This is a genomic window from Paenibacillus sp. J22P218, assembly GCF_056269195.1.
This window is the reverse complement of record NZ_JBWDNL010000001.1, coordinates 19,870-32,277: the sequence shown is the minus strand read 5'-3', so window position 1 is coordinate 32,277 and position 12,408 is coordinate 19,870. Positions and strand designations below refer to the sequence as shown.

The 12,408-nt window shown below is 51.7% G+C and carries 10 protein-coding genes; all 10 read right to left on the bottom strand.

What is annotated here, in order from left to right:
- Positions 1-60 precede the first annotated feature (60 nt).
- Positions 61-783, bottom strand: a complete 723-nt coding sequence (locus AC0YN0_RS00220) for a ThuA domain-containing protein (RefSeq protein ID WP_475819492.1) — start codon at positions 781-783, stop codon at positions 61-63.
- A gap of 72 nt (positions 784-855) precedes the next feature.
- Positions 856-2,022 (bottom strand): Gfo/Idh/MocA family protein, encoded by a 1,167-nt coding sequence (locus AC0YN0_RS00215; protein ID WP_475819491.1) that lies wholly within the window; start codon positions 2,020-2,022, stop codon positions 856-858.
- Positions 2,023-2,043: 21 nt separating this feature from the next.
- Complete coding sequence (locus AC0YN0_RS00210) at positions 2,044-3,063, bottom strand: LacI family DNA-binding transcriptional regulator (protein WP_475820864.1); 1,020 nt, start codon at positions 3,061-3,063, stop codon at positions 2,044-2,046.
- 169 nt (positions 3,064-3,232) lie between these two features.
- On the bottom strand, positions 3,233-4,060 hold the full coding sequence (locus AC0YN0_RS00205) for a PIG-L deacetylase family protein (protein ID WP_475819490.1): 828 nt from the start codon (positions 4,058-4,060) through the stop codon (positions 3,233-3,235).
- A complete protein-coding gene (locus tag AC0YN0_RS00200; protein ID WP_475819489.1) occupies positions 4,057-4,896 on the bottom strand; it encodes a PIG-L deacetylase family protein in 840 nt (279 codons plus the stop codon). The genes AC0YN0_RS00205 and AC0YN0_RS00200 overlap by 4 nt, the downstream gene beginning before the upstream one ends.
- Positions 4,889-7,165, bottom strand: a complete 2,277-nt coding sequence (locus AC0YN0_RS00195; RefSeq protein WP_475819488.1) for a helix-turn-helix domain-containing protein — start codon at positions 7,163-7,165, stop codon at positions 4,889-4,891. The genes AC0YN0_RS00200 and AC0YN0_RS00195 overlap by 8 nt, the downstream gene beginning before the upstream one ends.
- A gap of 34 nt (positions 7,166-7,199) precedes the next feature.
- On the bottom strand, positions 7,200-8,717 hold the full coding sequence (locus tag AC0YN0_RS00190) for an extracellular solute-binding protein (RefSeq protein ID WP_475819487.1): 1,518 nt from the start codon (positions 8,715-8,717) through the stop codon (positions 7,200-7,202).
- A gap of 35 nt (positions 8,718-8,752) precedes the next feature.
- Positions 8,753-9,646, bottom strand: a complete 894-nt coding sequence (locus AC0YN0_RS00185; RefSeq protein ID WP_475819486.1) for a carbohydrate ABC transporter permease — start codon at positions 9,644-9,646, stop codon at positions 8,753-8,755.
- 21 nt (positions 9,647-9,667) lie between these two features.
- A complete protein-coding gene (locus tag AC0YN0_RS00180; RefSeq protein ID WP_337102737.1) occupies positions 9,668-10,576 on the bottom strand; it encodes an ABC transporter permease in 909 nt (302 codons plus the stop codon).
- A gap of 221 nt (positions 10,577-10,797) precedes the next feature.
- Positions 10,798-12,384 (bottom strand): peptide chain release factor 3, encoded by a 1,587-nt coding sequence (locus tag AC0YN0_RS00175; RefSeq protein ID WP_475819485.1) that lies wholly within the window; start codon positions 12,382-12,384, stop codon positions 10,798-10,800.
- Positions 12,385-12,408 lie beyond the last annotated feature (24 nt).

The window sequence follows — 12,408 nt, the reverse complement described above, 5'->3', positions numbered from 1 at the left end:
TTCCTTCGTCCCTCGTCCCATATCATAATTATGAATAATGAATTGCTTCTTACCGTAGTCTTACAGCTGATTGTCCTGCATACCTGTGTACGCTCCGCCTTCTACGCCAGCAGCTACAGCCTTTGCCTTGCCTTCTGCGCACCATAGGAAGCCGCGGCGCATCAATTCCTTAACGGAATCCATCTCAACGATATTCGCTTGGTGACCAAGCGCATTGTAATACACGCGTCCTACGCCCCAACGCTTCGTCCATACGACAGGCATGTCAACCGCTTTGTTAAGCGAGTGCGGCCCAGGCGTAATAGGGAAACGAGTCGTAGCAAGCACTTCTACAGCCGGATCAACATGCAGATAATATTGCTCGGACTTCACCGTGAAGTCTTCCACGTCTTCCGTTAAAGCGCTCGTCGAATTGCGCATGTTCACAACGTATTCCACACCGTCATTACCCGGATGAGCGACCCATTGTCCGCCCGTCATGAACTGCCAGTCTACATTCTCGCGGAACGAGTCGCACATGCCGCCGTGGCAGCCTGCAAGACCAACGCCGCTCTGAACGGCAGCCGATACGTTGTCCACGAGCTTCTGATCGATGCGCCCCATCGTCCATACCGGTACGATAAGATCAAGCGCCTTCAGCTTCTCTCCATCCTCGAACGCTTCAAGCTTATCGGATACTTCAACCTCGAAGCCTTCCTTCTCAAGCACCTCTTGGAAAATACCAGCTACTTCCTTCGGCTGATGGCCGTCCCATCCGCCCCATACGATCAATGCCTTCTTCATGCTAACTCCTCGCTCTCTCTAGCCCTCTTTAGCTGTTTTCTTTTCTTCTTCTTTCGCTTTCGATACACAACCCTATTTCAATTCGCTAATCGATACCCAGCGACGCTGCGCAATCGACAGATCAACCGCCTCAAGCACCTCTTGGCATTTCACTCCGTCATTGAAGTTCGGTACAGGCTGACGATCTTCGGCAAGCGCCTGCATAAATTCAAGCACCTCGTGCGTGAACGTATGCTCGAAGCCGATCGTATGTCCTGCCGGCCACCAAGCATCCATGTAGGCATGCGCAGGATCGGTTGCCAGTACGCGGCGGAAGCCTTGTACGTCCTCTGCATCGTCCGTGAAGTACACTTGAAGCTCGTTCATGCGCTCGAAGTCGAACTTAATGCTGCCTTTGCTGCCGTTGATCTCGAAGCCGTTCGTACACCGATGTCCGGCAGCGAATCGCGTTGCTTCGAAGCTTCCAAGCGCGCCGTTCTCGAAGCGCGTCATGAACAACGTAGCATCGTCAACCGTCACTTCGCCGCGAGGACCTTCCGCGCTGCCTTTGGCGCTAAGTCCCGTCATAGCCGATGCCAATGGGCGCTCCTTGATGAATGTCTCGCTCATGCCGATGACTTCGTTGAATTCGCCGACAAGGAAACGAGCCATGTCAATCAAGTGCGCGCCAAGGTCGCCGTGCGAGCCCGAACCGGCAATGTCCTTCTGCAGACGCCATACGAGCGGGAAGTTCGGATCGATGATCCAGTCCTGCAGGAACATCGCGCGGAAGTGGAAGATCTTGCCGATGCGGCCTTCTTCAATCAGCTTCTTCGCAAGCTGTACCGCAGGCGAGAACCGGTAGTTGAAGCCAACCATATGCTTAACGCCGGCTTTCTCTGCCGCTTCGAGCATCTCGCGGGAGTCTTCAAGCGTCAGCGCAAGCGGCTTCTCGCAGAACAAGTGCTTGCCTTCCGCGGCAGCCGCAAGCGCGATCTCTTTGTGCGCGTCGCTTGGCGCATTAATATCGATGAGGTCGATATCGTCGCGCTTAACGAGTTGTCTCCAATCCGTTTCTACGCTTTCCCAACCGAACTGCTCGCGAGCTTGCTCGACGCCTTCCGGATCGCGTCCGCAAATCGCCGCCATAACCGGCTTCACTGCCGACTTCGGAAAGAACATCGGAAGCGCGCGATACGCATTGCTGTGCGCCTTGCCCATGAACTTGTAGCCAACCATACCTACACGAATTTTTTCCATTTTCATACCGCCTCTCATGAATTAAGATGTTTCCCTTGCAATCAGGCGTACGGGCAGCAGTTCAAGCTCGCCATCCGCGTCGTCTGCCTTATATTCCGCATCCAACAATCTTGCGGCAGCCCTTCTTCCCATCTCATAAAAAGGGACTGCTACCGTCGTCAGCATCGGACTTATAATTCTAGAACTGTCCGAATCGTCATAGCCGACAAGCGAATATTGACGGCCTGTCTCATACCCTTGCTCGCGCAGCCCTTGCATTAAGCCGATCGCCATCCGGTCATTGGCTGCGAATACAGCATCAATTGCACCTTCCCCTATCGCCTTGCCGATGCGCTCAGCCAGCTCATAACCGCTCTTGCGACTATAGTTGCCTACGAATATATGATTCGCGGTTACCGGCATACCTGCTTCTTGGAGCGCAAGCGTGTAGCCTTGCTGCCTATCCGTACTATTCGAGTATTGCTCCGGCCCGTTCAGAAATGCGATCTTGCTTCGTCCGCGCTCTATCAGGTGATTCACCGCAGCTATGCTTCCCGCAATATGATCAGAATCGACTGTTGCATATGATTCCTCGTCATATCGCTGATTAACCAAGCAGAACGGATATCCCTCACGCTTCAATTCCGCGAGCGCAGCCCGCTCCTCTGACACGTTCTCCGAGCCAAGCACGATGCATGCGTCAATCTTCTGCGTACGGAACAGCTTTGCATAGTCTCTCTCCCCGCCGTATTCTCTGAAAATAAGCAGCAGATCGTAACCGCAGCGCTTAGCCGTCTCGCCGATACCGCTTAATATTTCCGAGAAATAGTAGGTGGAGAACAGATGCACCTTCGGCACGAATGGCAGAATGACGCCAATGTTGCCGCTCTTCCTTCTTGCGAACTGCTGGGCCAGCGCATTCGGCACATAACCGATCTCCGCGGCGGCTTGCAGCACCCGTTCGCGAGTCTCCTCTTTCATAGGTCCAACATTGTTAAGGACACGAGATACGGTCGCCTCCGAGACGCCGGCCAGCTTCGCTACTTCTTTCCTGCTAATGATCGCTAGCCTCCCGTAAACTCATTTTTGCTGTAAAATTTTATTAATGTACACGCGTACATTATGGCATGAAAACGGTTTATCGTCAATAAACTTATTGGCTTAATTTAAACCGTTTATAGACGCAAAAAAAAACCGCCGGGTTAATCACCCCAGCGGTCTCTTATGCCAGTTAGCCACGCAGCCTTGAAACGAGCTCCAACTGCCGCTCCGAAAGCTCTCCAGCGTTATAGTCCGCGAATTCGAACGGCTCTGCGAAACGAACCTTTTCCGCATCGTCCACTCCGTAATCCCTCTTAAGCGCCGGCTGCATTTCATCCGATACCCGGAAGAACGTCGACCAGCCTTCCAATATAAACTGCCTCTTCCCTTCCCAGTCCTGCGGCACCGGCTTCGTCATCCCCTGCTCGAACGGCGCGAACTCATAGAATTGCGTGGCATGCGCATGACAAGCCAGCAGCTTCTTCTCAAGCGCTGAGCCGATATCGACGGCGATATCCGCTTTGTACGATTCGCGCATGGAGTAATCCGGCATCAGCAGGAACAGCGGTTGTTCATCCAAGCTAGGCGTATCGGGAACGATATTCGGCACTTTGGCTACGAAAGCGGAAGCGTCGGCTACGACCCGTCCCGCATATCGATTGTCGGTATGAGTCCCTCCTTCCGGATGAAAGGCAATGACGATGTCCGCCTTCCAGGAACGAATGCGCCGAATGACGGCTTCCCTCAGCTCCAAAGTCGGAAGAAGCGATCCATCATGGTTGTCTAGAATCTCATATTCCGCTACGCCTAAGTACCTTGCAGCCTCTATCGCCTCGGAAGCTCTGCGCCCAGCAAGCGCTTCGCCGGACATCTCGTGATGTCCCGCATCTCCATTGGTCAAAGAGAGAAATTTCACCTGATGGCCCCTCTCGGCCAACAAAGCCGTCGTGCCGCCTGCGTAAATTTCCGGTTCATCCGGATGCGCGGCAATGATAATAACTCGAATAACGTCCTTCACACGCTAGCCTCCTCCGCCAACTTTTCAATAAATAAGCGGACTCGCTCTCCTGTTTCGCCCGAATTGTATGAGGCAAGCTCGAACGGTTCCGCATACTGAAATCGGCTTGCCCTCCGCTCCCCGTACAATTCCGCAAGCGAAGGCGTCATCTCTTCCGAAACGTGAAGAAAATCCGCTATGTCTCTCAGCAGCCACTGCCGTCTACCTTCCCAGGCCGCGGGCACCTCATCCAGCATTCCTTTCGTCCATGGCTGATATTCGAAAAACTGAGATTCATGCGCACCGCAGCCAAGCAGCTTGCTCTCGAGCACGCAGTCGATCCCGACAACGACATCCGCGCGGTATCTCTTCTTCATGGAATAGTCCGGCATCAGCAAATACAGCGGCGGCTTATCTAAGCTTCTTGTAGCCGGCACGACATTCCGAACCAACGCGACGAAAGCAGCGGCATCGCTTACCGCCTTGCCTGCATAGCGATTGTCGGCATGGGCGCCCCCTTCCGGATGGAACGTAATAACGACGTCCGCCTCCCACTCCCGAATCTGCTTAATGATGGCGTTGCGCAGCTCAAGCGTCGGCAGCAATGATCCGTCATGGTTGTCTAGAATTTCGTATTCAGCAATCCCTAAGGCCGCTTGCGCCTTCTTCGCCTCTTCTGCCCGGCGTTGCACGAGCTCCTCGCCCGACATTTCGAAATGCCCTCCGTCCCCGTTCGTCAGCGATAGAAACTTCACCGCATGTCCGTGCCTTGCGAGAAGCGCCGACGTGCCCCCGGCATACTTCTCGCCTTCGTCAGGATGCGCGAATATGACGATTACTTTCAATGATTCAGCCATTCCTTACAGCTCCTCTCAAATTCGACCTATAATCACTCGGAGTAACGCCTACTTCCTTTTTGAATACCGTAAAAAACGTACTTCTCGACTGGAAGCCGGACTCGGCAGCAATCTCGGCAATCGTCTTGTCCGTCTGCACGAGCAAATATTTGACGAGCTGTATGCGTTCATTCAGAATGTAGCCTGCTACCGTAATTCCCGTTCGTTCTTTGAAGAGGGTGCGGGCGTAATTGACCGACAACGAGACATGGTTGGCCATTTCATCGATCGTCAACATCGGATTGTGAATGTTCACCTTCAAGTAATGGAGCATTTCCTCCACGCGCTCGTCGCGCCTCTCCCCTGTCCGCCGCTCGTATAAGCTGGCTATAATGGCCTCCGTCTCGCCCTTCAGCTTCTCCATCGCTTCATCCAGCGTGTTGAATCGTTCCAGCTCCGATCGGATGCCGTTCATGCCGGATGAATTCATGACTTTGCCGAAAGCTTTGTACAAATGATAGATGAGGAACGTCAGCTGCAGCTTGCATTCGTCGTAAGACATTTGGCGCAGCCTGCTTCCCGCTTCGTCCAGCAGCCTTATCGCCTTATCGGTCTGACCGAGACGTATGGAGTCGATAAGCCCCGGCGGTATCGCTTCATCCGTTAATGGCACCAAACTTATCGCCTCATGCTCGTAATCCGTTTCCTGGTATATCCGGCTATTTCCATCGATGAAGCTAAGCGTTGCAAGCTGGAACGCTTTGTCGTAAACAAGCTTCAAGTTGCAATCCGGCTGATGCAAATCGCTTAAACCGACGGTGAGATTAAGCTTGAGCCATTTCTGCACACGGTCGTTAATTTCTTCGAAATAGAAGCGAAGGTCCTTAATCTCATCTTCGGCGTGAACGCCAACGAGAAAGACGAGATGATTGCCGCCGAAATCGACGCTTTCAACCTTCCACGCCTTATGCGCAGCAACGCTTTCGCTTGCAATATTGATAATCATGCTCTTAAGCGTTTTGCGGGAGGAGAAATCATGTTTCTCCGATAACGCCATATACGAATCAATTCTGCATACGGCCAGAACGATGTACGGGTAGTCCAAGATCGTACTTACTTCCTGCAGCCGTTTGCGCGCCGCGTCCTCCAGCCTTCCCTCGTTCACCCACTCGCGCAGGTCATCTTCCTTCAGCCTTAGCCGCCCGTCTTGAACGGATTGATTCAACTGCTCGATCTTCTCCGAGAGTATGCCGAACCCTTGTTGAATCTGATGAACCTCGGCTTTCGGCAGCAGTCTTCTTCTCCAGCCGCCCTCGGCGGCCATTTCGAACATGCTGGATACTTGCCTTGCCAGCAAGCTGACGGGACGATGATATTTTCGCGCATTCCAGAACAAGATCGCAATTAACAATAGCAGCAGCCCTAAGAATGAATACAAAATTTTATGTTTAAACGATTCCACATTGCGGAACCAATCGTCCATCCTCGCCGAGTAATAGATCGTCCAGTCCTCGATGCCCGCCAGGTCGTAGGATACGATCCACTTGCTGCCCTGGACGCTCGTTCTGAACGTCTCTTTATGCTGCAGTTTCCCCTGCTCACGCAGTTGATCGTGCAGCGCCTCGTCCGACTGCCCGATGATGGAATCGCCGTTGCCGTCCGCAACGTGAATGAATACGCCGCTATCCTTATTCAGCTGGAGCATGGACTTCTGTATAGCATCGTCATTCAGTCTTATGACAAGGAAGCTCCTCGGACTATTTTTCTCCAGCCCGAACGGCAGCGAGATGGCGAGCCCTTCCCGGCCTTGGAACAGCAGCTTCGTTATGCGGAAATAGTTCGGCGAATCGCCTTGAACAAGCCTTTCCATCGCTTCCTGCATGATCTCGTTAGCCGGCAGCATGCCGGTCTGATAGTCGAATGCTCGCCCTAGATTCGTATTATACAAAATGACAGATTCGATATAAGGCTCGTTGACAAGCCTTTTCTTCAGCAGTTGCACCATGGCGTTGAGCGCGAACGGATCCTCCTCCCGCAATTGGATCCATGTCCGAATTTCCGGTTCTTCGTACAGACTCAGCGTAACGCGCTTGAGCCGGTCGAAGGTGAACAACAGATTTTCTTTCGTCTGCTCCAGCTTATAGCGGTCATTGCGTTCGAGCTCCTGCGAAGCGTAATCGGAATATTGGTTCGAAAGGTAGAAGGAGAAGGGGATGACGGCCGCGCTAAACAAAATAACCAAAATAAGAAAGACGTGCAGATAAGCCTCCGCTTGGATATATTTACGCATCGCTTGCTCCCTTCTCCCTCTGTTCGTCTAGTCGTTATTTTTTCAAGAAAGCGTCTATTTGCTTTTGTCCTTCTTCTTGAATTTTTTTGAGCGCCGGACCGGCTTTTTCCGCGAATTCCTTCCAGTACGTGTCGAGATCGACCGCGCCATTGTAGATCGGAAGCAAATACTGGTTTTCCAGCGCGTAAAATTGGGACAGCTCGTTCTGGACGGCGCTCGTATCGAAGTTAAAGCCCGTCAGCACATCAACCGTGAAGTTATCCGCATTCATGATGAAACGGTTAAGATCGATAGCCGCCGGCTCTTGGTTGGAATCAAGACGGTCGAATTTCGGATTCCATATCCAATCGTAAGGGAACCATGGATACTTATCCGGCGTCAGCATCTTGTATTGCTGATCCCCTGCGTCTTCCCAGTTTACACCCTCGATTCCATAGGCGAGAAGATCATAATTTTCCTGAGAAGCGTTCGCCCAATCAAGAAATTGAATCGCTTCTTTTTTGTGCTTGCTCGATTTCGGAACGGTCATGAAATTCCACTGCTTGAACGTCGACGAATTTTTACCCACCGTCGGGTCGAACAGCGTATACGATTCAAGCTCCGAGCCCGGCAAGTTAGCCAGCAGCTTCTTCGCCAGGTCCGCCTTCAAGCCGAAGTCCGTCGCTAGATAAACCGCCGTAGGATGAGTCGTCACCCAGTTGTCCGGATCTTTGATCGCCATGACGTCGGGGTTAATAATTTTGTCCTGGTACAGCTTGCGGGCGTTCTCTATCGCGCTCCAGATAACCGGGCTCGGGTCGTCCAACATATTTCGGATATCAGGCGAATTCGGTGCCCGGTACAAAATAAAATCAGTCAGCATAGGCGTCATCATAACGTCTGTCCCTTGTGCTAAGCGGAAATGCACTTCAGACATCGGTATTTGCGTCTGCGGGGTCATTGGAATGATGTCCGGGAACTGCTCCTTTACTTTTCTCGCGAAAGCGACAATGTCATCGTACGATTGCATCGGCTGCAGGCCGAACTTTTCCCTCAAATCTTTACGAATGTAATAGGTCGTTGGCTTATAGAAGGAATTGCCTAGAGGAATCGCGAGTATTTGGCCGTTGATTTTGTTGGCGTCCCACATTTGCTGCGGGCGTGCCGCTAATATGTTTTTGCCGTATTCGTTAAGCAAGTCCTCGAGCGGTTCATAATAACCCGCCGACGCCATGCTGTCCAGATGCATCCATGGCGCTTCGAACATCAAGTCGACCTGTTCGCCGCTCGTGAGCATAATTTGCGTTTTTTGATGGATATCCGACCAGGAGGAGAAGATCACATCGAGCTTCACATTGAGCGTGCCTTTTATTCTATTCTCGATTTCCGCGATTACCTTATCCATGTCGGCAGGCCGGTCGCCGGGCATGACGATCTTCAGCGTCACGGGCTCCGAGGAAACCTTCTGTCCGTTTTCTCCGTTATCGGACTTCTCCCCGGTATTGCCCGAGCATGCCGCTGCGAGCAATGCGGTAATTAGCAGCATCGCGCTAAGTTTAAGCCATTTTTTCATATCGATAACCTCCACGGGGATCTCCCGACAATGTATTAACCTTTCACCGAACCTATCGTCAAACCCTTTACGAAATACTTCTGAATATAAGGATACAGGAACACGATCGGACCGATCGTCAAGCAGACCGTCGCCAGCCGCACGCCTTGATTCGGCAAGCCGCCTCCGTATGCGCCGGGACTGCCCTGAATGTAGGACAAAATGTTTAAGTTGGAAATGAGCTGCCGAATCATGAGCTGCAGCGGCTGAAGCTTATAATTATCGACGAACAGCAGCGCCAGCCACCAATCATTCCAGTAGAAGATCGCATAGAACAAGCTGATCGTTGCGATCGCCGGTATCGATATCGGCCACATGATTCGGAAGAAGATCCGGTAATCGCCCGCTCCGTCTATAACGGCCGATTCATAGATTTCAAACGGCAGCGTGCGGAAGAACGAAACCAATATGAACGTATAGAACGGATTGATGAGCGACGGCAAAATCATGGACCATATGCTGTCCTTGAGCCCCAGCCATACCGAAATAACGATATAGAAGCCGACAAGACCCGTACCGAACAAAATCGTAAAATACGTAAAAAAAGCGAGGTGGTTTTTGTACTTTACTTTGGGATGGGCCAGCACGTAGGCGAACATCGCCGTAATGAGCACGGCAAGCACGGTCCCGACCACCGTAACGAAGAGCGTAACACCGTAACTATAATAAATTTGATTGCCTGTAAGTAAATAACGATATGCGTCGAGAGACCATTTGCTCGGGAGCAGGCTGAAGCCGTGCAGCCCAAGCACGCTTTCTGAGGCGAATGAGTTTACGATAACGAGCCAAAACGGAATAAATGAAAACAACGCAAATGACGTAACCGTCAAATATACGATAGCTATGACTAGTTTGTCGGAGGCACCTATGTGTTTAATGGAGCTTAACATGACGTATAGCCCTCCTCCCTTCTAGAAGATGCTCGAATCCTTGTCTATCTTCCGCACGATCCAATTGAATACGCATATCGTCACCAGTCCGAGCACGGACTGGTACAGTCCGATCGACGATGACATGCCGAAGTTGCCTAACTGGCGCAAAGCGCGGTACGCATACGTGTCGATGACATCCGTCGTCTCGTACAGAACGCCGTTGTCTCCGACGAGTCCGAAGATCATGCCGAAATCCCCATAAAAGATACGGCCGATCGCAAGCAGCGTAAGCACGATGATCGTCGGCCTTAGCAGCGGCAGCGTAATATACCTGATACGCTGCAGTCTCGTAGCCCCGTCCATTTGCGCGCTTTCGTAATAGTCCGGCGAAATGCCTGTTATAGCCGCCAAATAAATAACAGCCTGATAACCTGCCGTCTTCCATACGCTTATTACCGTTAAGATCGCCGGCCAATAGTGCGGCATGTTGTACCAGGACACCGCATCCAAGCCAAGCTCCTTCAAGGATCGGTTGATTAATCCGTCTGAAGTATTAAGCAGGGAGAACAGCATCATGCTTACGACCATCCATGATACGAAGAATGGAAGAAACGCCATCGATTGCGTGATTCGCTTGAATACGGCCTGCCGGATCTCGTTAAGAAAGATAGCGAGCATGACAGAAATAACAAGCCCGAACGTAATGAACAGCGCATTCAGGAAAAGAGTGTTGAACGTCACGCGCAGCCAGTCGCTTCCCCCGAAAAAGAACTTGAAATTATCGAGTCCCGTCCATGGGCTGCCCCAAATCCCGTCAAAGTAATTGTAGTTTTTGAACGCGATTACGTGTCCGAACATCGGTAAATAAAAGAAAATAACGAGCACCAGCAAACCCGGAACCGCGAGCGAATACAAGACGCGATTACGTATGATTTCTCGAAACGCCATTTGGTTTCACCCCCTTCACAACGTTATGATAACGTCATGTTGAGGTCACAATATAGTCTCCGATTCAATGATTCGGTTCAGATTTTATGGATTTTGGCATAACTCGTCCCAAATACGTCATTATTTCTAACATAAAACTAACATGAAATTCCACTTGCCGCAATTTGAATATAAAAAAAAGCATCCCTTCATGGGATGCTTGTCATGTATTTATAGATCGTTTAAGGAGCTGTCTCCAAAAACTTCGAAGTCGGGTTTTTGTCCATCGCCGTGCGCATCGCATACTCGTTCTCGAAGAGGACAACGTAGTTGCCTTTCTTGTCCTTCACGAGCGTCGTGTTAATGCGGAACTTGGACGGATCGATCTTGTCGTCGATAATCCAACGCGCGAACTGGAACGGCATCCGGTGCAATTGAATGTCTACGCCATACTCCGCGCGCATCCGATGCTCGAATACCTCGAATTGCAAATGTCCAACTACGCCAAGAATGGTCTCGTCGAAGCCGCCAGTCGAATGGAACACTTGAATCGTGCCTTCCTCCGTCAGCTGATCGATGCCCTTCTGATATTGCTTATGCTTCAGCGCGTTCTTCACCGTTACCTTGGAGAAAATCTCCGGCGAGAACGTCGGCAGCTCATCGAACTCAATCTCCGACCCTTGCGACAGCGAGTCGCCGATTCGGAAGATGCCCGGATCGAACAAGCCGATAATGTCTCCCGGATACGCGGTATTAACAATATCGCGGTCCTGCGCGAGGAATTGCTGCGGCTGCGACAACTTGATGTCTTTGCCGTTGCGCACATGGCGAACGCTCATGCCGCGCTCGAAGCGCCCCGAGCAAATACGAAGAAACGCTATACGGTCGCGGTGAGCAGGATTCATATTCGCTTGAATCTTGAACACATAACCGCTGAACTTCTCATTCGTAGGCTCGACGATGCCCGTCGTACTATTACGGGACGTCGGCTTCGGAGCCAGCTGCAGGAAGTTCTCCAGGAACGTCTGCACGCCGAAGTTGTTAACGGCACTTCCGAAGAAGACAGGCGTCAGCTCGCCGCGCTGCACTTTCTCGTAGTCGAACGGATCGCCAGCGACGTCAAGCAGCTCTAAATCTTGAATAAGCTGATCGGTCAGGTAGTCGCCAGCCATCTCGCGAATGACCGGATCATTGTAATCGCTGACCTTCTTGACCTCGATTGTTGAATGATCATTGCCTTGGAACAGCTCGACCTGCGTTTTTGTTCGGTCATAGACGCCGCATAGCTCACGCCCCATGCCGATCGGCCAGTTCATTGGCACAGATCGGATACCAAGCACCCGCTCCAGCTCCTCCATGAGCTCGAACGGACTTTGCCCTTCGCGGTCCAGCTTGTTAATGAAGGTGAAGATCGGAATACCGCGCTTGCGGCATACTTGGAACAGCTTGATCGTCTGCGCCTCGACGCCTTTGGCGACGTCGATCAACATGACCGCGCTGTCGGCTGCCGTAAGCGTCCGATACGTGTCTTCACTGAAATCTTGGTGACCGGGAGTATCGAGAATGTTAATTCGATGTCCAAGGTAATCGAACTGCATCACGCTGGACGTAACGGAGATACCGCGCTGCTTCTCGATTTCCATCCAGTCGGACGTTGCATGGCGGCTTGCTTTCCGCGCCTTAACGCTGCCCGCTTCCCGTATGGCTCCCCCGAATAAGAGGAGCTTTTCGGTCAAAGTTGTTTTACCGGCGTCAGGGTGGGAAATGATTGCGAATGTACGCCGTTTGTCCACTTCTTGCTGTATTTCATCGCTTAACGTTTTACTCATGCTTGCCTTCCCTTCATTATGTGT